Origin of the sequence: Flavihumibacter stibioxidans, from assembly GCF_014332695.1 — a bacterium.
GTDB lineage: Bacteria > Bacteroidota > Bacteroidia > Chitinophagales > Chitinophagaceae > Flavihumibacter > Flavihumibacter stibioxidans.
Window position 1 is genome coordinate 233,306 of the sequence record NZ_MBUA01000027.1, and the last position, 23,211, is coordinate 256,516.

23 protein-coding genes are annotated in these 23,211 nt (G+C 47.6%); 11 read left to right on the forward strand and 12 right to left on the reverse strand.

Going from position 1 to position 23,211, the window contains the following annotated elements; genetic code table 11:
• Nucleotides 1-47: 47 nt before the first annotated feature.
• The 6 genes from BC349_RS14855 to BC349_RS14880 all read right to left on the reverse strand — a co-directional run bounded on the left by BC349_RS14855 (nucleotide 48) and on the right by BC349_RS14880 (nucleotide 7,379).
• Complete coding sequence (locus BC349_RS14855) at nucleotides 48-767, reverse strand: head GIN domain-containing protein (protein ID WP_187257559.1); 720 nt, start codon at nucleotides 765-767, stop codon at nucleotides 48-50.
• Between the two features lie 19 nt (nucleotides 768-786).
• The gene (locus BC349_RS14860) at nucleotides 787-3,090 is read right to left on the reverse strand and encodes a TonB-dependent receptor (protein WP_222840194.1); all 2,304 of its coding nucleotides are present in this window, start codon (nucleotides 3,088-3,090) and stop codon (nucleotides 787-789) included.
• 119 nt (nucleotides 3,091-3,209) lie between these two features.
• Complete coding sequence (locus BC349_RS14865; RefSeq protein WP_187257561.1) at nucleotides 3,210-4,880, reverse strand: LA_2272 family surface repeat-containing protein; 1,671 nt, start codon at nucleotides 4,878-4,880, stop codon at nucleotides 3,210-3,212.
• 138 nt (nucleotides 4,881-5,018) lie between these two features.
• Nucleotides 5,019-6,047 carry a FecR domain-containing protein gene (locus tag BC349_RS20180; RefSeq protein ID WP_187257562.1) on the reverse strand — a complete coding sequence of 343 codons (1,029 nt, stop codon included), beginning with the start codon at nucleotides 6,045-6,047 and terminating at the stop codon, nucleotides 5,019-5,021.
• Between the two features lie 4 nt (nucleotides 6,048-6,051).
• Nucleotides 6,052-6,624 carry an RNA polymerase sigma-70 factor gene (locus BC349_RS14875; protein ID WP_187257563.1) on the reverse strand — a complete coding sequence of 191 codons (573 nt, stop codon included), beginning with the start codon at nucleotides 6,622-6,624 and terminating at the stop codon, nucleotides 6,052-6,054.
• 209 nt (nucleotides 6,625-6,833) lie between these two features.
• Nucleotides 6,834-7,379 carry a DUF1415 domain-containing protein gene (locus BC349_RS14880; RefSeq protein WP_187257564.1) on the reverse strand — a complete coding sequence of 182 codons (546 nt, stop codon included), beginning with the start codon at nucleotides 7,377-7,379 and terminating at the stop codon, nucleotides 6,834-6,836.
• Nucleotides 7,380-7,423: 44 nt separating this feature from the next.
• On the opposite strand from BC349_RS14880, the gene BC349_RS14885 reads away from it, so the two are divergent.
• Complete coding sequence (locus BC349_RS14885) at nucleotides 7,424-7,651, forward strand: CDGSH iron-sulfur domain-containing protein (RefSeq protein WP_187257565.1); 228 nt, start codon at nucleotides 7,424-7,426, stop codon at nucleotides 7,649-7,651.
• Nucleotides 7,652-7,692: 41 nt separating this feature from the next.
• Nucleotides 7,693-8,223: an O-acetyl-ADP-ribose deacetylase gene (locus tag BC349_RS14890; protein WP_187257566.1), complete on the forward strand. Its 531-nt coding sequence runs from the start codon at nucleotides 7,693-7,695 to the stop codon at nucleotides 8,221-8,223.
• Between the two features lie 76 nt (nucleotides 8,224-8,299).
• Here BC349_RS14890 and BC349_RS14895 read toward each other — a convergent pair whose 3' ends face one another.
• Both BC349_RS14895 and sucC read right to left on the reverse strand, forming a co-directional pair.
• On the reverse strand, nucleotides 8,300-9,070 hold the full coding sequence (locus BC349_RS14895; protein WP_187257567.1) for a glycoside hydrolase family 16 protein: 771 nt from the start codon (nucleotides 9,068-9,070) through the stop codon (nucleotides 8,300-8,302).
• 110 nt (nucleotides 9,071-9,180) lie between these two features.
• Entirely contained in the window at nucleotides 9,181-10,398 is a 1,218-nt protein-coding gene (sucC, locus tag BC349_RS14900; protein WP_187257568.1) for an ADP-forming succinate--CoA ligase subunit beta, read from the reverse strand.
• A 73-nt stretch (nucleotides 10,399-10,471) separates the two neighbouring features.
• Between sucC and BC349_RS14905 the strand changes: the two genes are divergently transcribed.
• Entirely contained in the window at nucleotides 10,472-10,921 is a 450-nt protein-coding gene (locus BC349_RS14905) for an L-threonylcarbamoyladenylate synthase (RefSeq protein WP_187257569.1), read from the forward strand.
• On the opposite strand, the gene BC349_RS14910 is transcribed toward BC349_RS14905, so the two are convergent.
• Nucleotides 10,914-11,807: a glycosyltransferase family protein gene (locus BC349_RS14910; protein ID WP_187257570.1), complete on the reverse strand. Its 894-nt coding sequence runs from the start codon at nucleotides 11,805-11,807 to the stop codon at nucleotides 10,914-10,916. The two genes, BC349_RS14905 and BC349_RS14910, sit on opposite strands and share 8 nt — an antisense overlap.
• An 81-nt stretch (nucleotides 11,808-11,888) precedes the next feature.
• On the opposite strand from BC349_RS14910, the gene BC349_RS14915 reads away from it, so the two are divergent.
• Nucleotides 11,889-12,650 (forward strand): glycosyltransferase family 2 protein, encoded by a 762-nt coding sequence (locus tag BC349_RS14915; RefSeq protein ID WP_187257571.1) that lies wholly within the window; start codon nucleotides 11,889-11,891, stop codon nucleotides 12,648-12,650.
• Nucleotides 12,651-12,684: 34 nt separating this feature from the next.
• On the forward strand, nucleotides 12,685-13,560 hold the full coding sequence (locus BC349_RS14920) for a glycosyltransferase family 2 protein (RefSeq protein WP_187257572.1): 876 nt from the start codon (nucleotides 12,685-12,687) through the stop codon (nucleotides 13,558-13,560).
• On the opposite strand, the gene BC349_RS14925 is transcribed toward BC349_RS14920, so the two are convergent.
• A complete protein-coding gene (locus BC349_RS14925; protein WP_187257573.1) occupies nucleotides 13,553-14,005 on the reverse strand; it encodes a DUF1801 domain-containing protein in 453 nt (150 codons plus the stop codon). The two genes, BC349_RS14920 and BC349_RS14925, sit on opposite strands and share 8 nt — an antisense overlap.
• 32 nt (nucleotides 14,006-14,037) lie before the next feature.
• On the opposite strand from BC349_RS14925, the gene BC349_RS14930 reads away from it, so the two are divergent.
• From BC349_RS14930 to BC349_RS14945, 4 genes are all read left to right on the forward strand, one after another.
• Nucleotides 14,038-15,522 carry a CCA tRNA nucleotidyltransferase gene (locus BC349_RS14930; protein WP_343063737.1) on the forward strand — a complete coding sequence of 495 codons (1,485 nt, stop codon included), beginning with the start codon at nucleotides 14,038-14,040 and terminating at the stop codon, nucleotides 15,520-15,522.
• A 57-nt stretch (nucleotides 15,523-15,579) separates the two neighbouring features.
• Nucleotides 15,580-16,152 (forward strand): IS1096 element passenger TnpR family protein, encoded by a 573-nt coding sequence (locus tag BC349_RS14935; RefSeq protein ID WP_187257574.1) that lies wholly within the window; start codon nucleotides 15,580-15,582, stop codon nucleotides 16,150-16,152.
• A gap of 42 nt (nucleotides 16,153-16,194) precedes the next feature.
• Complete coding sequence (miaA, locus tag BC349_RS14940) at nucleotides 16,195-17,172, forward strand: tRNA (adenosine(37)-N6)-dimethylallyltransferase MiaA (protein ID WP_187257575.1); 978 nt, start codon at nucleotides 16,195-16,197, stop codon at nucleotides 17,170-17,172.
• A 78-nt stretch (nucleotides 17,173-17,250) separates the two neighbouring features.
• Nucleotides 17,251-18,633: a GH1 family beta-glucosidase gene (locus BC349_RS14945; protein ID WP_222840195.1), complete on the forward strand. Its 1,383-nt coding sequence runs from the start codon at nucleotides 17,251-17,253 to the stop codon at nucleotides 18,631-18,633.
• Here BC349_RS14945 and BC349_RS14950 read toward each other — a convergent pair.
• On the reverse strand, nucleotides 18,623-20,176 hold the full coding sequence (locus tag BC349_RS14950) for an OmpP1/FadL family transporter (RefSeq protein ID WP_187257576.1): 1,554 nt from the start codon (nucleotides 20,174-20,176) through the stop codon (nucleotides 18,623-18,625). The genes BC349_RS14945 and BC349_RS14950 overlap by 11 nt on opposite strands.
• A gap of 98 nt (nucleotides 20,177-20,274) precedes the next feature.
• Nucleotides 20,275-21,096: a hypothetical protein gene (locus BC349_RS14955; protein ID WP_187257577.1), complete on the reverse strand. Its 822-nt coding sequence runs from the start codon at nucleotides 21,094-21,096 to the stop codon at nucleotides 20,275-20,277.
• 120 nt (nucleotides 21,097-21,216) lie between these two features.
• Here BC349_RS14955 and proS point away from each other — a divergent pair, with 120 nt between their 5' ends.
• Together proS and BC349_RS20185 are read left to right on the forward strand one after the other, a co-directional pair.
• Nucleotides 21,217-22,692 carry a proline--tRNA ligase gene (proS, locus tag BC349_RS14960; protein WP_187257578.1) on the forward strand — a complete coding sequence of 492 codons (1,476 nt, stop codon included), beginning with the start codon at nucleotides 21,217-21,219 and terminating at the stop codon, nucleotides 22,690-22,692.
• A gap of 50 nt (nucleotides 22,693-22,742) precedes the next feature.
• Nucleotides 22,743-23,204 carry a DUF5362 family protein gene (locus tag BC349_RS20185; protein ID WP_187257579.1) on the forward strand — a complete coding sequence of 154 codons (462 nt, stop codon included), beginning with the start codon at nucleotides 22,743-22,745 and terminating at the stop codon, nucleotides 23,202-23,204.
• Nucleotides 23,205-23,211: the final 7 nt, after the last annotated feature.

A 23,211-nucleotide genomic window follows, 5' to 3' on the forward strand; every position in this document is an offset into this window, starting at 1 on the left:
TCCGTTTTCCTGAATAAATTTATCCTGTCTGGTTGCGGATTTGACTTTTACCATGGAACCACTCTGCCTGATCCGGATATTTTTACTTTCACCTGTGGACTGCCTTTATATTTTACCATTCCGCTTCCGGATATCTGGCAGTCAAGTAAATCATTTACCCAAAGGGAGATATCACCGGAACCGCTGGTTTGTGTATAGGAAGTTTCTGCTTCCAGCCCCAGCAGGTGGATGTCGCCACTGCCACTGATCCGGCAGTTTTCTTCAGTGGCCGATCCGTTGCGCACAATAATATCGCCCGAACCGTTTACCCTGGTTTCCAGGAGTCCGGTGGAAACCTTTGCCAGGTCAATCTTTCCTGATCCATTTGTCTCCAGTTTCAATCTGTCCGGACTGATCGCCTGCTGCACGAAAATATCTCCTGACCCATTTATGTACATGCCTTCAAGGTCAGGCGCTTTCAGGTAAACCGTGATGGGGTCATGCGAATGGATAACGGTATTATCCCTGATCTTGATTTTCAGTTCATTGTTGGAGACATATGTCTCAATCACGTCGAGGATGTTTTTCTGCGCCCTGATTTCCAGACTGAATTCACTGGAAGGTTCATAATACAGGTTGCCCCCCGTGCCAAAGTGAAGAGTAGAGAAATTGGTTACAAACCTTTCTTCGCTTACTACCGGCCCTTCGCCATTTATTTTTGAACAGGAGCTGGCTAATATCAACAGCCCGCTGAAAAATAACAGTAAGAATGCATTAGCTGATTTCATATTATAATTATTTAAAAAGTCAGAATTCTATTTTGTAATTAAACACCGGAATGATCCCTGTCTGGTAATAGGTGACGACTTCACCTTTGTGGCGATCGAAGAAATAATCATACACATTTTTCCTGTTGGTCAGATTCTGGATATCCAGCGAAAAGGTGCTGGTATATCCCGGCTTGTTCATTTTCAGGCTGAGGCGCAGGTCTGTGCGAAAGTAGCCAGGGATTCTCCCGGAATATGCCTTTGATTCCACATACTTCGTGTATCCTTCATTGATAGATGCCTGAAGATCTATAGGAGTGGTCCGATAGCCTCCTGCATAAACAGTTTTTATATTGATTCCGATACTTCTTTTATTACTGTGGTGCACAAACTCTTTACCTGCCGTAAAAGTATTTGCGAAATTGCCATTGAAGCGTGTATTCCTTTCAATGCCATCCGCGCCTGTATATTTAGACTGGTAGAGTGAGTTTGATAACAGGAAATAGAAATAATTCCGCAATTGCTTTTCCAGTGATATTTCCAGCCCGTAGTTTTTACCCTTGCCTTTGTTTTCCAGGGCTTCGGTCATAAATCCCGCGATCATATTAATACTGGAATAACTACTGGTATCATAAATGCTCACCGGTACATTGAGCAGGTGCTGGTAATATAGTTCGGTCTTCAGTTTCAACCCCTTTGCCAGTTGCCTGTTCCAGGCAAGAACGAAATGATGCGACCTGGTCATTCCCAGTTTCCTGTTGGGTTCGGTCCAGTTACCATTCTGCGGCGTCCTGGCAAAGTAAACACCCATTGGCTGGATCTGGCTGTGCAATCCATACCCTGCACTGAAACTGTTTCGGTTGTTCGCATCCCACTTAATGGCTGCCCTTGGCTCCAGTGCTGCGGATTTGTTCAGGTTAAGGTACAGGAAATGCAATCCACCGGTTATGTTTAACCGATTCCCCGCTTTGAAACTCCACTGCGTAAATGCCTGTACTGTTTGTGTATTGTCCCTTATATCCAGTTTTTGCTCAGCTTCCTCACCCGGCTGGTCACGTGATTTCTGTTCATACCTGAAGTTGATCTGGTTCAGTATGATGCCCGCTCTTAAGGAATGCCTGCGGCTGACCTGTTGGTTTAATGTGGTGGACAGGGTGATTTTCTTCGTCAGGTAGCCTGCATTGAAAGTATTGACAATGCTGTCCTGCTGCTCCAGGTATTTTTCATTGTATCCGTTTTCCTGGCCTGAAAAAACAAGGGCTGATTTCAGGGACGAGTTTCCGCCCAGGCGAATGGAATGGGTGAACCCTGCCGCGCCGGTATTTCCTTTGAATACCCCGCTTTTACGATCAATCTCCTCTTCCCATTTCGTTACATCCTTTTCAGGATTGAACTTCTGGTCACTTAAGCCGCCAAATCCAAACAGGGTAAATGTGCCTGCTTTTTTGGTGGGCAGGTAAACATTATAGGAAAGGTCCTGGAAATTGGTGGTTGCACCACCAGGCATGTCCAGTCCCATTTTGATCAGTAATCCGAGGGTGGAATAGCGGTAGTTTACCAGGTAGGATCCTTTGTAGTTTTTGGAAAAAGGGCCTTCTGCTGCAAGGTTAAGTCCCAGTACACCCGCCTGGAATGCATATTCCCTTTTCTCATTGTTCCCTTTCCGTAAACGGAGGTCAAATACACCGCTGAGTGCATTTCCATATTCTGCTGCAAAAGCACCGGTTACGAAATCAGAGTTCGCCAGTAATTGTGAACTAAGGATGGAAATTCCGCCTCCGCTTCCACCTGTAACCGCGTAATGGTTTGGATTGGGGATATCCACCCCTTCCATCCGCCACAACATGCCAGCAGGAGAATTTCCACGGATAACAATATGGTTATTGCCATCATCAGCGGCCACCACACCCGCAAAACTGGTCGACATCCTGAGCGGATCATTAACTGCTGCAGCATATCGCTGTGTTTCTTCCACGGAAAATGCACGGGCACTTACCAGGCTCAGCTCATTGAGCGGCCTGTTTCTTACTCCCCTGGCTTTTACCACCACTTCTTCCTGGACCTGCACATCCAGTTCGAGGGAAATATTCAATACCTGCTCCTTACCCGATATGAGGGTAATATTATCCAGCTGTGCCGGTTTATAACCGGCATGACTTACCCGTATTTGCTGTAAACCGATCGGAACATGGATGAATCGGAAATTTCCCTGTTCATCAGTGATGGTTGATTTGTTTTGACCAGGTAATGCCACTGTGGCGCCTGCCAGTGGTTTCTGCAACAACTGGTCCGTAACCTGGCCGCGCAGGGTTTGTGTTGCCTGTGACCATAAAACAGCGGGCATACAAAAAATAAGAAAAGAAAGGATAAGGGTTAATCTCAATCTGCTTGTCATAAAAATCGTCTTTTGCAGGTTCGACAACGAGCGAAGGATTTACCCCTATTGAGTCATGATAAGTTTCGCTAAAAAAAATGAAATCCTGCCTGCCAGCCCAGCCAGCCGCTACGGTTTCCGCCCAGGCTGTTTGATTGGAGGGAGCCTCCCGGTACAGGGTACCTGTAACCTGCAACTTTTCTGTCCTGGTCAGATATGAAAACATTGTATGCCGGTCCGGCATAGATGCCAAAGTATTTTCCGATGCGGAATTGCAGGCTGAATGTGGCCCTGTTCAGCAGGTTCAGGTAGTCCCATGATCCCATGTACAGGTATTGGGAATTCAGCTCAAAATTAAGAGCAAGGGATTTGCCCAGCTTCCATTCCCGGCCAATCCCGTATCCAAAAGAAAATATTTTGTTACTGGTATCAGGATTGGCTCCGCCCAGCAGGATACTGTATAATTTATGGTTGCCGGTTTTGAATGCGGCATTGAAAGGCAGGACTTCGTTGCTGTAAAAAGCCAGTTTGTGATATCCCCTGAAGACTACGTTGATCAGGCCTATGCTGTAACCTTCTGAACTGTCGGAAATATTTATAAGGCCAATCTGGACACCTTTCAATCTTTTGGCATAGTTAAATACACCACCGATCTGCACCCCGCTCATATTGTTTCCGGTAATATTGCCCACACCGCCAATCTGCAAACCTTCGAAGTTTTTATTGGTGAAATTTACCACGCCACCAACCTGTACGCCGCTGAATTGTCCCCTGACAAAATTGTTGATACCACCTGCCTGCAGCCCGCCGGCATCATCCAGTACCGTATTCTGCAGCCCGCCGACCTGGAAACCATTCATATTGCCGCCGACCAGGTTGAACAATCCGCCGATCTGCGCATATTTCATGTCCTTTTTGTCGAGGTTGAAAAGCCCTCCCAGCTCAAAACCATTCACGCCACCTGAATAGCCGCCAAAAACGTTAAAGGAGAAATTATTCACCACCTGCGGGTTCATCCGGCCGTTGGAAGACAAACCGGGAGTAAGCGAAAATTGAACGGGCCTTGCCGTAAAAAACTTCCCCAGGTTGATGCTCTGTATCCGCAGTCGGGACGAAAGCAGAAAACGCCCCATAGCGGTGCGTTGTACCCTGATTGAATCCATTTTTTTGTAGAGATACAAAATCGTACTGCTATCAGGTTGCGGTACGGCAATATAAACAGAGTCCGGTGCAGGCAAGGTTCCGGGGCCAACGATTACATTGGTGCCGCTGATTTCAGCCGGGCTAAGAGTAATGCTTAATTGCTGGTCATACCCGGCCTGTATGGGAACCGTCGTGTCCTGGTAAAATTCTTTACTGACGGTCAGAGCAGCTTTTTTGTACCTGGATTTGAGCCGGATGCTGAAATAACCGTTCGCATTGGTAAGGGAGGAAACAAGTCGCTGCTTTTCATATACACTGGCGTCTGCCAGTTGTTCCCCGGTCTGGTCATCACGCACATACCCGGTAACATGATAAATGTTATCGTTCGATTCGCTTTGTTCCGTAACCAGGGTGATTTTTAACGGAGACCTGCGGATGATGATATAGTTGCCGGATTCCAGAAACTCAAACCCCGATGGAAATATATATTCCAGTATGGATTGCACGGTACGGTTGCCGGCAGAAATGCTGACCTGCCTGTTCCGGTTAATGATGCTGGTATTGTAGCTGAAATAAAAATCTCCCTGGTTGCTCACTATTTCCAATACTTCCTGCACAGGTTGACGATTTACAGAAATATTTACAATTCTGTTCAATAAGGATTGTGCGTGTGAAACAGCTGAAAACAGTAAGAAAATGGCGATCCATCCTGTTGAAATTCCTGCACGCTTTGACAACTGATACATGATAATACACTATTGAAGGATGAACTTATCGCCTTGTTGCTGAAGGCTTATATCCAGGGTTTGGGTAATGATGTTTAAAATTTTGTTGAGTGGTTCTTCGTTGAATGTAGTGGTCAGCGGCAGGTTCCGGATCGAAGGATTTCCGATAATAATATTGGCTCCATAAGCCTGGTTCAGTACTTCCACCAGTTTCCAGAGCGGGGTATTGTCACAGGTAAATGTTTTGGTCCGGTAATAATTGTACAGTTGGTCAGGTTGTTTTTCCTTTTTCAGCACGCCCTCACGGTGATGTATAGTTGTTTTTTCACCAGCCCGCAGTGCAAGCTGGCTGCCCTTCCCATTTACCCTTACAATACCGGTTTCTACCACAATGACCGTGCTGTCAGGGGTTTCGCGGATATTAAAAGAAGTGCCCAGGACGGTAACGGTAAAGTCATTCACGGTCACAATAAAAGGTTTGTCCTTATTGGGCTTGATGGAAAAGAAACCTTCTCCTTTCAGTTTCACCTGGCGGCTGTTGCCCCTGAACCGGGAAGGGTAGGAGAGTGCCGAATGTTTATTCAGTATGATGTTTGAACCATCGGGTAATTCTGTTTTGCCGGTATTGTTGGTGGTGGCCACTTGGATGTCCTCCGGCTTTAACAGCCGCTCAAAAGCGAAATATCCCATCAGGCCGGTAATGATCACGGCAAGTACAGCCGCAGCCCTGAACAGGAAATTCCTTTCGGATATCCTCACAATCTTACTCCTTTCGCCATCCTCTGCTCTCGTCCATTCTTTTTTCACTGCTGCATTCCCGCCATCTGCCGGATTCACTTTTCTTAAAAATCTTTCCCAGGCTGCATTTTCATCCACTTTACTGCTGGCGGCAATCTCCCTGCTTTTTGTCCAGATCAGTGAAAAATGATCATAATAGCTTCTGTTTGCGTCAGATTCTTCAATCCAGTCCATTGCCGCCATTGCTTCCTTCGGGGTACATTCGCCCAGGAGAAATTTCACCAGCAGCTCATCGATCATATGATTGTTCGGATACTGCACGGTATTATATATTTAGGAGGATTAACAGTATTAAAGGCAGGAATTCCGAGAGCTTTTCCCTCAATAAGCGCAATGCTTTGCCCATCTGGTTCTCAATGGTTTTGATGGAAAGTCCCAGCCTGTCGGCAATTTCCTGGTATTTAAGCTCTTCAAAGCGGCTCATCTGGAATATGGTGCGGCATTGTTCCGGCAGTTCATTCAGCGCCTTGTTGAGGTGCCATTCCAGTTCACCCATCTGCAGTTTAGCGGCAGCCGGCGCCGGTTCATCTGCCGGGCGTGCGGCCATAAAGGCATGGTAAGCCGATTGTACTTTCTGATGTTTCAGGTAATTGAGGCATTCATGGTAAACGGAACGGTATAGGTAGGCCGTTGCAGAGGAGTTGATCTGCAACTGATCCTTTTTCTCCCATAGTTTGCAAAAGACATTTTGAACCATTTCCTCGGCCAGCATGTCATCCTTTACGATGGTAAAGGCATAGGCATGCAGGCTTTTAAAATGGCTTTTAAAAACCTCTTCGAAACGCATCAGTCCGTGATCCGTCCGCAGGATAAGGTGCCCGGCTGTTGTAATGGCCATGCTGTTGGTTTGGTATCTGCTGTCTATAATCAGTGCTACTGCCAATGCTGCTTTTCAGGTACGACAGGGAACTGGTCATTTACCCCTATCGTCACCGGAAAAATATTTTCAGGCGCACATTTTCAGGGCAGCAGAACTGGATGAGCTGGCAAAGCTAGCGGCCTTTTTCCGGAGGACAAACCAACAGTATGTGAATTTAGATAAGCGGTCTAAAAGCAGTTGTCACGCAGCATTTTCATGTATAAAAGTCCCTTCTCCCTGGCAAAGCGGATATTGTTTTCCGGAATTTCTTCCGGATCACCCTGGTAAAACTCCAGGGCCTTTTCCAGGCTTTCCTCCCGCAGCAGGTGTAACATTGGGTAGGGGGAACGGTTGGTGAAATTGGCCGGGTCATCTGAAGCAACGCCAGCAAACTGGTATTCAGGATGGAAACTCGCCACCTGGTAAACTCCTTCATAATCCTCGGATGCTATCAGCTCTTCCGCCATTTCTACCAGGTCGAGGTATTCCTCAAAGTCGCCGGTCAGGTTCGGAAAGATTACAAGGGTGGTTTCGATACTTTCGTCATCGTCCAGCTGCCGGCAGGCTTCCAGAAAAGCAGTCAGGCATTCTTCTATGGATTGGCTTTCTGAAACGGTGAACCGGACTGTGTTGCGCTTCATTTCCCTTGCGGCAAATGGACAGAAATTGCAACCGATCACCACATCGGTGATCCATTTTTTGGTTTGAGAGATGATCTGTTCAGCATGTACCATGCTGCAATTTAAACCCTTATTTTCGTGGCTAAAAATTGAAAACAATGGCAGCTGCGATCATTACTGTGAATAGCAACGGATCTGTAAGAATTGAAGGTGATTTTGAAATTCGCGACAAGGAAGGAAATGTATATGACCTCGGCGGGCGTGAGATCGTGAGTCTTTGTCGATGTGGGTTGTCACAGAACAAGCCTTTCTGTGACGGTTCCCATAAGGGGAATTTTGAACACGAGGCCAAAGCCTTCGCCCTTCCGCCGAAGAAACAGGCCTGAGTTATGGTGGGGCTGCCTGCTTTTGGTACCAATTGATTTTTATGAAAGGAATCATTGCCAGGATAGAAGTTCAACAAGGGGACATCACCAGGGTGGTAACCGACTGTATTGTGAATGCGGCCAATTCGTCTCTTTTAGGTGGCGGAGGGGTAGATGGAGCCATTCATCGGGCAGGTGGTCCTGCCATATTGGAGGATTGCCGCAGGATTGTCGCCCGGCAGGGCGGATGTAAAACCGGCGAGGCGGTCATCACCACGGGTGGTAATCTCCCCGCCAGATATGTCATTCATACAGTAGGGCCTGTATGGAACGGCGGAACCCATGGCGAACCGGAAAAACTCGCGAACTGTTACCGGAATTCCCTGAAACTGGCTGTTGGGAACCATTGCCGAAGTATTGCTTTTCCAGGAATCAGTACCGGTGTTTACGGATATCCAAAGGAAGAAGCGGCGGCAATTGCGGTTAAAACTGTGGTAGATTTTCTTACCGGAAACGACTCAATAGATAAAGTTGTTTTTGTTTGTTTCGACGTTGAATATTACCGGTATATCAGGAGGGAGTTAAATCTCTGAATATTTCGGCCATTTTGTTCAGTTTACCAGCTTTCGCCCGGTGAACCGGCGTCCCTTGAAAAGATTTTTGAGTATCCTAATGCTGCGACACTCTTACATAATCGATTTCCATGGTTTGAGGGAAGATGCTGTCATCAACCCCTTTCTGTCCGCCCCAGTTTCCGCCTACTGCAATATTCAGCAACAGATGGAAGCGCTGGTCAAAGGGCCACACGGCAGGATCGTCTTTTTCCCGGCTGAAGCTGTAAACGGTTCGGTCATCGATTTTGAAGACGATGCTTTTTTCCAGCCATTCTATGGCGTAAATATGAAATTGCTGCGAAGTGTTGGGGAGATGGATTCCCCTGGTTTTCTGGGTGCCGATGGAGTGGTTATACGTCTCTGTGTGCACGCTGGTAAATACGGAGTCGGGCATATACCCTACGAATTCCATGATGTCGATTTCTCCGCTGGCCGGCCAGTCGCCATAGGCCCAGTCTGTGGGTAACATCCAGATGGCTGGCCATATCCCACGGCCCTTGGGCAGTTTCGCCCTCACTTCTATACGGCCATATTTCCAGTCGCCTTTGTTCCTGGTGATAAGTCGCGCCGAAGTGTATTTTCCCTCCCCGGTTTTACGTGCGGTAATGATCAGGGATCCGCCCCGTACCACGGCATTATTGGTGTCGGCTTTGGTGTAAAACTGTTTTTCCTGGTTACCCCAGCCATGACCGCCAATATCATAGCCCCATTTGGCCGGGTCCGGTTGCCCGGGTGTATTGAACTCATCAGACCATACCAGTTTCCATTGTGCCTGTGATACATTGAAGCTGCCGCATAAAAAAAGGAGGATGAATATATTTTTCATCCTCCTAAGTTATGTAAGACATCTGAAATATAAGGTGTCTGACACTTTGGAAGTGTCAGACACCATTCGAAGACGTCTGACACTTCCAAAGTGTCAGACACCATAGTGTATTACGCAGCAGTTACCGCCTTGTTCACCAGTTCAGCAGCTTCGCTGAGCAGGATGGCACTTTGAACTTTCAGTCCGCTTTCGTCAATCAGTTTCTTGGCTTCTTCGGCATTGGTTCCCTGTAAACGCACGATGATGGGCACATCAATATTGCCCATGCTCTGGTAAGCGTCGATTACACCCTGGGCAACCCGGTCACAACGAACGATACCACCGAAGATATTAATAAGGATAGCTTTTACTTTGGGGTCTTTCAGGATGATCCGGAAACCGGCCTCAACGGTCTGTGCATTTGCAGTACCGCCTACGTCCAGGAAGTTGGCAGGCTCACCACCACTGAGTTTGATCATATCCATGGTAGCCATGGCCAGACCGGCACCATTTACCATACAACCTACGTTGCCATCGAGTTTTACAAAGTTGAGGTTGTATTTTCCGGCTTCTACTTCTGTAGGATCTTCTTCAGATATATCGCGCATGGCTGCCAGTTCCGCATGACGGGTAAGCGCGTTGTCGTCGATATTCATTTTGCAATCCACCGCAATGATCTTTTCATCAGAAGTCTTGAACAGTGGGTTGATTTCGAGCATGCCGCAATCCAGGCCTACATATGCGTTGTAGAGATTGGTCACAAACTTCACGCAGTTCTTGAAAGCTTCTCCGCTCAGTCCCAGGTTGAAGGCAATTTTACGCGCCTGGAAACCCTGCAGCGGACCACCGGGGTGAACCCACTCCTTGAAGATCCTGTCGGGCGTATTGTGTGCCACTTCTTCAATATCCATTCCACCTTCAGTGCTGTACATGATCACGTTTTGTCCCTTCGCACGATCCAGCAATATGGACAAATAAAATTCTTTTACGGGATTAGGTCCTTCGTAATACACGTCCTGTGCAACCAGCACTTTGCTTACAACTTTACCGGCTTCACCTGTCTGGATGGTAACCAGTGTTCCGCCAAGAATGTTCTGGGCGATTTCTTTAACGGCTTCGGCATTCTTACCCACCGCCACACCGCGCTGCTCTGTTCCGCGGATCTTTCCCTTTCCGCGTCCGCCGGCGTGGATCTGGGCTTTTACTACGGCAAACTTGCTGCCATATTGGGTGTGGATCTGGCGGTAAGCTTCTTCTGCTTCAGTGGGGGTACTACAGGCGATTCCTTCCTGTACGGGAACATTGTATTTTTTCAGTAATTCTTTGGCCTGATATTCATGAAGGTTCATATAGCTAAAAAATTTTGCCAAAGATAATAGAATTCTAATCCCGACTTGGGTAATAGCACCTATATATTTGCAAATGCCTGATTTTAATTCAGATATCATTGGCTGCCTGCAGGAATTAAAAGAGGGCCGCCCGGTTCTTATTCATACCGAAGCCGGCTGGCTGCTGGCGGCCGACGCAAGGACTCCGGCGCCTTTTTTTGAACGGGTAAACCGCCCGGTGCTGATGCTGGCTGATGCGCGCGACCTCTTTGTGTACCTCAGTGCGCCACCCCTGAACATCATGGACGAACTGGAATCTGATGTATTGCCAACCGCACACCTCGTTACGGGTGTGCTGGACGTGGACAACAGCTGGCTCGATGAAAACCAGGGAATAGCGGTCACACTTGCCCGTGATGAATTCAGTTTACACCTGGTGAAGAGATTCCGGCATCCATTGGTTTTGCTACCCGTAACGGAATGGAATGGATTTCGGGCCGGACAATACTGCAAGGCCCTGTCGCAGGGATTTCTGTTTACCTGATGAGTTTGTAGTTTTTGTATTCGCCGATTTTGAAACCCAGGATGTCTTCAATGGGTTGCATGATCCGGTCTTTTTTTCTCCATACCGCTTTGGCAGGGTCGAAAGTGAATTCCCAGTGCTGCCCCTTTACCTTGGGTTCCATTAATTTGGGATGGGTGCCCTTGAAGATTTCCAGGCGGTCATAACCATATTTTTCCCAGTTGATCTTCGGTTTGGCCTCTGGGTTACCCTCATCATAAAACTTTCCGATGGCCTCCGCTTTTTTTGTTTTCATATTGGGACCCCGAACTTCAGTGTAGTGATAAATCGGGCAGTCTATCTTTTTAACCCTCAGCTTTTCGCCTTTCTCTGTTCCGGCATGGAATGCTTCCAGGTTATGGTATTTCCTGAATCCCATAGAGTCTCCGTAGGACTGTACCCTGATGCCGTTCCTGAACAAACGAACTTCGTGTTTATGAACCCTTCTGGAGGTTCTGATATAATTGTACCCTCCCCAAAAATGTAGGAATGGCAGGATGAAACCCTCTACGCGCTTGTCGCCATCATTTTCTTCCACCGTTTTACGGATTTTCATGATGTCATTCTCATGAATCACTTCGTCGGCCTGAATATGGAAGGCCCAGTCTCCTGAAATGGCGTCCAGCGCAATATTGCATTGCTGCGCGAAAATTTTGCCACCCACCCTCAGGTTGTCATCCCATACGGTGTCGATGATTCTGATCTTATCTGATTGTAAAGCTTCAATGGCCTCACGGGTGCCGTCGGTGGAGTCGCCGACAGCCACGATGAATTCATCACAGGCGGGTAAAATGGATTGGAATGCTTCCAGGAAGGGAACCCCGTAATCAAATCCATTCCTTACGTAGCTGAAACCTGATATTTTCATTTCCAATTGTTTATGCAAAAAAAGATTTTTTGCAATTCATAAAAAAAAGTCATTTTGCCCTTTCCAAGTTCAAGCCCCCGCATGCAAGAGATTTCTGTAGTGATCGTCGCCAAAGATGAAGCTGACATTATCGGCCAGACCATCAGCAGCCTTTCCGGCCTGACGGATGATATTTTCATTGCAGATACAGGCAGCAAGGATGATACCATTGCTATAGCCAGGTCCCTGGGTGCCAGGGTGGAAACCCTTGCCTGGGAAGGTTTCGGACGAACCAAGAACAAGGCACTGGCCCACGCAAAATACGAATGGGTACTTTTCCTGGATGCTGATGAATCCATCGATGAAACGCTGAAACAAAGTTTACTGAACCTTTCGCCTGAAGACCCCAGGGCTGCATTTAAGATCCGATTTAAAAATTATATCGGGAATAAAAGAATGGCTTATGGCGAATGGGGGAGGGAGTGCAAACTCAAGGTGTTCAACAGGAAATACGCGCAGTGGGACAATGCCGAGATCCATGAAAAAATACTGGTGGCCGAAGGCGGTAAAGTGAAGACCCTGGATGGTTTTATTATTCACAGCCTGATGAAGGACCTTTCAGAATATGCTGTGAAAATGAACCGCTACGGAGAACTGATGGCCAGAAAATATTTGCAGAATGGCAAGAAGGCAGGCTGGTTCAAGTTATATTTTTACCCATTTTTCAGATTCCTCCAGATATACCTGTTTCGTTTGGGCCTGCTGGATGGCCGGCTGGGTTTCGCTGCCGCTTTTTTCAGCGCCTATTATGCATTCCTGAAATATCACCGCCTCCGGGAATTACAGCTATCCGGTGCATCCTGACAGGCTTATGCGGGAATTCCCGATATTTGGCGCTATGAAAGTCAGTGGATTTACATTTATTAAAAATGCCGTTCTCTACGGGTACCCCATCATTCCTGCAATTCGTTCCGTATTACCACTTTGCGATGAATTTGTGGTAGCCGTGGGCGATTGTACCGATGGTACCCGTGAATTAATCGGGCAAATGAATGAACCAAAGATCCGTATCATTGACACGGTTTGGAATAATGACCTTAAAACAGGTGGCAGGGTGCTGGCCGATGAAACCAACAAGGCTTTCCGGGAAATTGCCAAAGACAGCGACTGGGCAGTTTATATCCAGGGAGATGAAGTGCTGCATGAAAAATACCTTGATAACGTGAAAGAGGCGATGATTAAATACCAGTCCGATGACAGGGTAGACGGGCTTCTTTTCAAATACATGCATTTCTGGGGAAGCTTTGATTATGTGGGCGTGTCATCCCGCTGGTACCGTAATGAGATCAGGGTGATCAAAAATAATCCTGCTTTCTATTCTTATAAGGACGCGCAGGGATTTCGCAAGGGACAGAATGAAAAATTACAGGTGAAACCCATTGATGCATATATCTATCACTATGGGTGGGTGCGGGAGCCCAAAGCCATGCAGAATAAGGCCCTGGGAGTAAGGCAATACTGGAGCGAAGAAGGCCAGGTGCCGGAAAAAATTAAATTCGATGAAGGCGAATTCAATTACGGCCAGATTGATGTGCTGAAAAAATTCGAGGGAAGCCATCCGAAAGTAATGCAGGAGATCGTTGCCCGTAAAAACTGGAATTTCGAGTTTGATATTTCGAAAAATAAACCGAAACTGAAAGACCGTTTCAAAAATTTCCTGGAAAAATTAACCGGCAAGCGGTTCTTTGATTATAAAAACTACCGGATTATCTGAGTTTTTCATAAAGGGCGATCCAGTCGGTTACCTGCATTTTTGTAGCCAGTTCGCCGATCAGCGTATAGGGGATTTTTTCGGGCTTTTTGAACCGGATACAACTTTTGCCAATTTCCGGTTTTCCCATACCGGTTTTTTCATACGCTTTCATAAACCAGTCGAGCAGCACCGGGTCGGCGTAAAGCCCCATATGGTAAACCGCAATATGGTTTTTCTGGGCAGCCAGGTTAATAAAGGGAAGGGGAAGTTTGGGGTCGCATCGGTAGCCTTTGGGATAGAGGCTGTGCGGTACTACATAGCCGATCATACCGTATCCCATTGTTTCTGAAAAGCCTTTGGGCAGGTTGTCAAGGATTGTCATCCGAAGCCTTCTGACAGCCTCCTGCTTCTCCGCCGGTAATTCACTGATATAGTCCTCCGGACTGACTGCTGTGGAACTGGCCATACACAGGAAATTTGATATATACCCTAAATGTCGTGAAATTTTACCTTTGCTCCACCATCCACCATTCACCATTCACCATTCACTATCTTTGCCGCCCCATGGATATTAATTGCACGGAAAAAGAATTGTTTTTGCTTAAGAAGATTGCACATGCTGCAGGCGAGCTTCAGATGCCCTGTTATGTGATCGGGGGATTCGTGCGCGATAAAATCCTGGGGCGCCCGACCAAAGATGCAGATATAGTATGTGTGGGGGATGGAATAGAACTTGCCCATAAGGTTGCCGAACGCTTTCAGCCCAGACCCAATGTGGCGTACTATAAAAATTTCGGTACTGCTTCCATTAAAGTGGAGGAGTTTGAGGTCGAATTTGTTGGAGCGCGCAAAGAAAGTTACCGGTATCATAGCAGAAACCCGGAAGTGGAACCGGGTACCCTTGAAGAAGACCAGTTGCGCCGCGATTTCACCATTAATGCCATGGCCATCAGCCTGAACAGGGATGACTATGGAAAGCTCGTGGATCCATTCAATGGGATGGAAGATATGAAGGCGGGCATAATCCGCACGCCGCTGGAACCCGGACAAACATTTTCCGATGACCCCCTTCGAATGCTCCGGGCTATCCGGTTTGCCTCCCAACTGGGATTTGAGATTGAAGGCGTAACCTGGGAGGGCATTTGCCTGCATGTGGATAGGATCAAGATAATTTCACAGGAGCGGATAACCGAAGAATTGAATAAAATATTATTGAGTCCGAAACCTTCGGTTGGACTTGACCTGCTTTATCGTGCCGGGCTGATGCATATCATTTTCCCGCAAATGGTTGACCTCGCAGGCGCCGAATACATTGATGGGAAGGGACACAAGGATAACTTTTATCATACGCTGCAGGTAGTTGACAATATTTCACAGCACACCAATGACCTGTGGTTGCGTTGGGCTGCACTACTCCATGATATCGGAAAACCCGCCACAAAAAAATTCGAACCCGGCCATGGGTGGACCTTCCATGGTCATGAAGTGGTTGGCGGACGTATGGTTCCGAAAATTTTCACTAAGCTGAAACTGCCACAGAATGAAAAAATGCGCTACGTGCGCAAGCTGGTGGAATTACACCTCAGGCCTATCAGCCTTACAAAGGAGAATATCACAGACAGTGCCATTCGTCGCCTGCTGTTTGATGCCGGTGACGAAATGGATGACCTGATGATGCTGTGTTCCGCTGACATAACCTCGAAGAATAAATTCAAGGTCAGGCGCTACCTGTCCAATTTCAATTTGGTGCGCGAACGGTTGCAGGAAGTAGAGGAAAAGGACCGTATCCGCAACTGGCAGCCTCCCATTACCGGTGAAATGATCATGGAAGTGTTTGGATTGCCGCCGGGTAAAATTGTAGGTGAAATCAAAAATGCCATCAGGGAGGCAATCCTGGATGGCGAGATTGAAAACAGCTATGATGCGGCTTACAGCCTGATGGTAAAAAAGGCTGCAGAATTCAACCTGCAACCGGTACGCTAGGCTGTGTGGTTTTCAATAAAAAAAGTATTTTACGCTCTATAAACAGCAGATATTTTTATGGCCATACTGAAGTTCAGGATCTATTTTGAAGAAGATGACAGTGTCTACAGGGATATCGCCATCAGGCATAAGCAGAGTTTCCAGGACCTGCACCAGGCCATCCTGAAAGCATACGAATTTGACAATAAGCACGCCGCTACTTTTTATCGCAGTAACGATAACTGGCAGCGCGGACGCGAGATCAGCCTCGAAAAATACAACAGGGACTATAAGGTGGCTCCGCTTCTTATGGCCGATACGGCCATTGGAACCGAGATATTTGATCCCAACCAGAAATTCATCTACCAGTATGATTTTGTACGGAACTGGACATTTCTCGTGGAACTGATCAATGTGTCCAAAGAAGAAAACCCTAAGCTGGATTACCCCGCAACTGTCAGGGTGGAAGGGATAGCTCCCTCCCAATATGGCACCAAGGGACTGGTGGGTGATAAACTCGCCGAGATGGAAGAGAAATATGACCTGCAGTCCGGTGCTGAAGGCTTTGGTACAGAGGGCGAATCTGACTCCGATACTGATGAGGGTGAAGAGTTTGGTGCGGAGGAAACCACCGGGGAAGAGGAATTTTAGGGTTACGAACTGTGCCGGGAGTAGTGGGTGAAAAACTAAAAAATGACGGAGGAATACGATATATCAGCATCAAACCTAAAGCCTCCAACCTCAAAATCAGTAATCATTGTAGTGGGTCCTACAGCTGTTGGAAAAACAGCCCTTGCAATTGAGCTGGCCCGCTGGTTGGGTACCGAAATCATTTCTGCCGATTCCCGGCAATGTTTTCGTGAACTGAATATAGGTGTGGCGCGCCCATCCGAAGAGGAACTTGCCGCAGTGCGTCATCATTTTATTGCCTCCCATTCCATTCTTGATGAAGTAAATGCAGCAGTGTTTGAGGCCTATGCCCTGCAAACAGTGAAGGCAATATTCCGCCAGCATGACAATGCAGTTATGGTGGGCGGAACAGGACTGTATGTAAAAGCCTTCTGTGAGGGTATGGATGAGATTCCTGCTGTTAAGCCCGGCATAAGGGCAGAAATTATCGCCGGTTACGAAACACATGGACTAACCTGGCTACAGGAGCAGGTGCTGGCCCATGATCCCATATTTTATGCCTCCGGCGAAGTGCAGAACCCGCAGCGCCTGATGCGTGCGCTGGAAGTGGTGTTGTCGACGGGAAGGAGTATACGAACATATCAATCCGGGCAAAAACAGCCACGTCCTTTTGCTGTCCATAAAATTGGTCTCGACCTGCCGCGTGCCGAATTATATGATCGCATCAATCGCCGTGTTGACCTGATGATGGAATCCGGTCTTTTGCAGGAAGTGTCTGACATCTTTCAACACATGTCATACACTATCCGGAATGGCACCCGTCCCAATGCGCTGCAAACTGTGGGTTATTCTGAGTTGCTCGATTTCCTGGAGGGGAAATGCAGCCTGGGGGAGGCCGTCGACAAAATCAAGATCAATACCCGACACTATGCCAAAAGGCAACTGACCTGGTTTCGCCGCGACCCTTCCATCACCTGGTATCACCCCGCTGACACCGCCGCCATCAAAAAATGGCTTGTTACGCGTCTGACGTGCGTCTGACGTACGTCAGACGCACGTCAGACGCGTGTTCACAAAAAGATAATATGGGGCAGCGGCAGGCAGCCGAACTTTGAGGGAATGTTCAGTTCCATACAACCAGGTCAGCCATCCATTGAGCCGGCAATATTGAAGGCTTCCGCTTTCGGTGAAGATTTTCATTGGGGAGTGGCCATCGCTGCTGCCCAGAATGAAGGGGCCGTGCAGGAAGACGGCCGCAGCCTTTCTATATGGGACGTATTCGCAAGAAGAAAGGGTGCGATAAAAAAGGGTGCCAAACCTTCTGTGGCCTGCGATTTTTACCACCGCTACAAGGACGATATCCTGCTGGCAAAAGCACTTGGATTCAATAGTTTCCGCTTTTCCATTTCCTGGTCGCGGGTGCTTCCTGACGGTTCGGGGAAAGTGAACGAAGCCGGCATCCGGTTTTACAATGAAGTGATCGATGAATGCCTGCGGGTTGGATTGATTCCTTTTGTCACACTTTACCATTGGGACCTTCCGCAGGTCCTGCAACAGGAGGGAGGCTGGGAAAGCCCCCTGATCAACCGTTGGTTCAAACACTTTGCGAAGATCTGCGCAAAGGCCTTCGGGGATCGAGTTAAACACTGGCTGGTGCTGAATGAGCCGGTTGGATTTACATCGCTTGGTTATATGCTGGGAAAACACGCGCCGGGAAAAAAAAGCCTGGAAGGTTTCCTGAAATCAGTGCATCACGCGGCGCTGGCACAGGCAGATGGCGGACGTGTTCTGCGGCAGTACATTCCGGATGCGAAAATCGGGACTACCTTTTCCTGTTCCGAAATCATTCCCTATACAGACCGGCCTGAAGACCTGCAGGCTGCCCGTCGCCTTGATCTGCTGATGAACCGATTGTTCATAGAACCTTTACTGGGTAAGGGGTTTCCGGAAGATGATATGGGGCTGATGGATAAAATGTGGCGCCAGAACCAGTCCTGGAAATATGTTGACCGCATGCAGTTTGATATGGATTTTATCGGGCTGCAGAATTATTTTCCGGTGGTGGTAAAACACAGCCCGTTTATTCCCATTCTGCAGGCAACGGAAGTGAAACCTGCTGTCCGGAAAGTTCCGCATACCGCCATGGGATGGGAAATCAATCCTGCAAGCTTTTATAATATCATTAAAAGGTTCTGGAAATATGGTGCCATCCGTGAACTGATGATCACCGAAAATGGGGCAGCCTTTAAAGACACGCTCTCGCAGGGCAGGGTAAATGATCCGGAACGGATAGCCTACTTTCAATCTCACCTTGCAGCCTTATTACAGGCAAAAAAAGAAGGGATAAAAATATCCGGTTATTTTGCCTGGACCCTGATGGATAATTTCGAGTGGGCCGAAGGGTACGAAGCCCGCTTTGGTCTTGTTCACGTAGATTTTAAAACCCAGCTCAGAACAATCAAGGATTCGGGACACTGGTGGAAAGAACTATTTAGAACTTAAGTCCTATTGTTGCCACCACATTCCCGCCGCTTCCTTTTACATCTGCGAAAGTATTTGCCTTGTCGGGCAAACGGTAGGGAAAACTTATGTCATTGGTCATCCGATGTACATAGGCAAGGTCAATGAAATATCCCTTGTTACGGTAACCCACCCCTCCGCTTACATACATGCGTTTACCATTGAGCGCGTCGTCGTCATAAGGATTGCCATAATAGGAAAAGCCTCCGCGGACCATCAGGGTGTTGAATTTCAACTCACCCCCGATACGGGCATTGATGGCCCCCTTGTAAATCTGCTTCACTACTGAGTTCACAGATTTGAAATATTCATCATCTTCAATGGTATTCTCTTCGGCGCTTCTGAAACGGTTGGTGGAATAGGTGACATATTCAAGATCAGCTGAAATAAAACCTCTCTGCTGCCGGGTATCGGCCACTTCACGGAACACATAGGACCCGCTCACCATAAATTTCCAGGGTGATGTCAAATCATACCTGTATTCCGGCAGGTAGCCCTCATTCAGGGTCTTGACATTTACTGATGTGGGAAGGTTGTAATTTTCCAGCGCAGTTTCCATGGTGGCGTCATAAGTATCTTTCAGGCCATAGATGGTGGGGGTGTGGATCGCTGCGCCCAACCGCACAGATTCCACCGGGCGGAAAATCATTCCCATCTTCAGGTTCAGGCCAAATCCCTTACTGGTATATTTTTCCCGGAGGGTTGCGTAGTCGAAGTAATTACGGGCATTGTCGCTGGCGTCAGACTCCGTTAATACACTGCTGCGCTCATAATTTACAATGGGAACCCCCAGGCTCAGACCCCAGAATAATTTATCCTTGTTGCTGCCTGCGAAACTTATGGCGAGCTCGGTAATGCCACCACTGGTTTCAATATAATTATCCTGGTTAAGCAGGAAAGCGGTATCCTTCTCGTAGGCATACCTTAAAGGGGTTCCAACCACTTCCGTACCAAAGCCCGAAGTAGTTAAAGTGTCTACCAGGTAAGTGTATAATCCCATCCTTGCCGGGAAGGATATGCTGTTACTGTTCAGTGCTTCATCAAGTGTTAGTCCGGAACTGGCTATCTCCGCCGCATAGGACTCCGATAAGGAACTGAAATTATTCTGTCCGCGGTAGTTAACCTTATTGTTGAAATCTGCAGAACGGTTGATAGCTATGCTGAAAGCCGCACTGCTGTTATTTCTGGGGTTGGTTGGCATGCCAAATACAAAACCACTGGTGCCCAGGAAAAGATTGTTGCTGTTCCGGCTGTTTTTGGTGTCACGGAAACTGGCATTATTGTTTATGAAATTGTAACCGGGAGTCAGCACCAACTCACTGGTTTTGTAAAGTCCAAGTCCGGCCGGATTGATAAAATTAGCGGTAATATCACCACCCAGTGACCCCATCACACCACCAATTGCCTGGTTTCTTGCTGTTCCTGAGGGCGTATTCCAGGACATTCTGAGGGCGTCTTCAGGTACCTGCGAATAACCGGCAAAGGAGAGTAATCCAAACGAAATCACGAATATTCCTTTTCGCATGTGCATTTACTTTAGTTCTTTTTCAGGGATATAAAAAAGGAGGAAACAAATGCACCGGTTGCCAGGTTGTTTCCTCCGTCAAATATGAACCGTCCTAATTAATTACCTGTACGTGTCGGTCGGCTTACGCCACCACCACTGCTGCCGCCGGAACTGCTCCTGGAACTTCCACCGGAATTCGATGAGGGAGTATAGCTTCTGGTAGGCCTGTCATTTGATGAATTGTTAAAGCTTCTGTTATCGTCTCCGCCAAACAGGGTCCTTCTGTTGTTATTGGTATTATAATAGTTCCTGTTGGAGTTATTATAATTGCCGCCATTGTAATTTCGCGGAGTGTAACCGTTCCTGTTGCCACTATTGGTATTCAGGTAACTGCTCATAGTGAAAGCTGAAGCGGGCCTGCTGGGTTTTGGTGCGGTAAAGAAATTGCCACCCGGCTTACCAGGAATTCCGCCACCGTACCAGCCGCCACCGTTCCATCCGCTGCCATACCAGCCACCGCCGCCATACCAGCCAGATCCCATTCCATAATAAGGATTATAAAAACTGTTCCACATGTACATGGAGTTCCAGGGGCTGTTAAACGGGCTGTTCCAGACCATATAACTGTTATAGAGCCAGCTGTTGCGCATCCATGGATCCATCATGGCAAAATCATCGTAGAAATATGGACGTCTTCCGGCCGCGATCGACATTCTCAGGTACTGGTCATCCCGGTAATCTGGATTGGTGTAATACCTGTCATTGTATTTCCTGCGGGAATTGGTTTCCATATATTCCTCTCCGCCGGCAGCAACGGCTGACCGTCCGGGTGAAAAATATACGTCATCCGGCGTCTGACCCGATTGGTAAACGGAAGAACAACCGGTTAAAGCCACCAGGCCAATTCCTGCCACTAATCCGGAAATTTTGAGGTTCATAGCGCAGCTGTTAATGAGTTTAAAAAATTACTTTTGCGTTCGCTGTATAAATCTACAAATATAAGACAGCCTTCTCTAATTAAATGTTGCAAGCTAATTGTTAAAACCCAACTACTTATAATGAGCAAAGAGATCACCAGCAGGGCCGAGGATTATTCGCAATGGTACAATGACCTGGTACTGAAAGGCGGACTGGCCGATTATTCAGCCGTTCGCGGATGTATGGTAATTAAACCCTATGGGTTCGCCCTCTGGGAAAACATGCGCGACCAACTGGATCGCATGTTCAAGGAAACGGGCCATGTGAATGCCTATTTTCCCCTCTTTATTCCCAAAAGCTTCCTTTCCAAAGAGGCTGCCCACGTAGAGGGCTTTGCCAAGGAATGTGCAGTGGTTACCCACTACCGCCTGAAAAATGATCCCAATGGAGGAGGCGTGGTGGTTGATCCGGAAGCCAAACTGGAAGAAGAACTGATCGTTCGCCCTACCTCCGAAACCATTATCTGGAATACCTATAAGGACTGGATCCAAAGCTATCGCGACCTGCCCATCCTGGTAAACCAGTGGGCCAACGTGGTTCGCTGGGAAATGAGGACCCGGCTATTCCTGCGTACGGCTGAATTCCTTTGGCAGGAAGGCCATACCGCCCATGCCACCCGCGAAGAAGCTATTACGGAGACCCGCAAAATGCTCGACGTTTACGCCGAGTTTGTGGAGGAATACATGGCTGTTCCGGTAATAAGGGGAGTAAAATCCGAAAGTGAACGATTTGCCGGTGCAGAAGATACTTATTGCATTGAAGCGCTTATGCAGGATGGCAAGGCCCTCCAGGCTGGAACCTCCCATTTCCTGGGACAGAATTTCGCTAAGGCGTTTGACGTAAAATTCCTGACAAAGGAAAATAAACTGGAATATGTCTGGGCAACCAGCTGGGGCGTGAGTACCCGCCTGATTGGCGCCCTGGTGATGGCACACAGCGACGACCAGGGATTGATCCTGCCGCCTAAAATTGCCCCCCTGCAGGTAGTGGTCGTTCCTATTTACAAGGGCGATGAACAAAAAGCATTGATCACCGAAAAAGTGAACGGTATCATGCAGGCCCTGAAAAAAATGGGCATTTCGGTGAAATACGACGACAGCGACAACTCTCGCCCGGGTTGGAAATTCGCCGAATATGAAATGAAGGGCGTGCCCGTAAGGATCGCTATCGGGGCACGTGACCTTGAAAACAATGTGGTGGAAATTGCCCGCAGGGATACCAAGGAGAAAACCAGCGTATCCATGGAAGGATTACCTGAATATGTCAAAAACCTCCTGGATGAGATCCAGCAGAATATGTTTAACAAGGCCAAGGCCTACCGCGACAGCCATATCACCAAAGTAGATGACTGGGCCGGGTTTGAACGGTTGCTGGATGAAAAGGGTGGATTCCTTGCCGCGCATTGGGATGGTACCGCTGAAACCGAAGAGGCCATCAAGGAAAAGACCAAGGCAACCATTCGCTGCATTCCTTTAGGAAACGAAGCCGAAGAAGGAAAATGTATCCTTACCGGCAAACCCAGCACGCAACGCGTTCTGTTTGCCCGGGCATATTGATTTTCCATTTGTAGAACAATAAAATTAAAACATGCACAATCTTTTTGGTTGTGCATGTTTTTTATATATTAAGCCTTCATTATTACCAGATGGTCAACAAGGAAGAACAGTCGCATCCTGATTTTTATCTGAACGAAAAGGGTTTGAAAGCTATCCGGCAGGCTGCCAGATGGGCCAGGGGACTGGCTTTTACAGGATTGTTTTTTATTGGCGGGATGGCCTGGCTTGGAATTAAAAACCTCCTGGATGGCTCAACTGACTATTCTGCAAATGGGGCCAGCATCCTGGTTGCGGTACTGTTCATTTTTCCGACCAGTTGGCTTTTTCAATATGCTTCACGCCTGTTAAAGGGTATCAAAAAAAATGATAACGAATTGCTGAACCATGCTTTTCAGCCCCTTGCTGCTTTTTTTAAGTGGCTTGCCATCAGCACCGGCATCCTTGTAATCCTTTATTTAATCTTTTTATCCATAACGGGTGTCGCTTCCCTTTTCGGCTGGGGCACTCATTAATTATTCA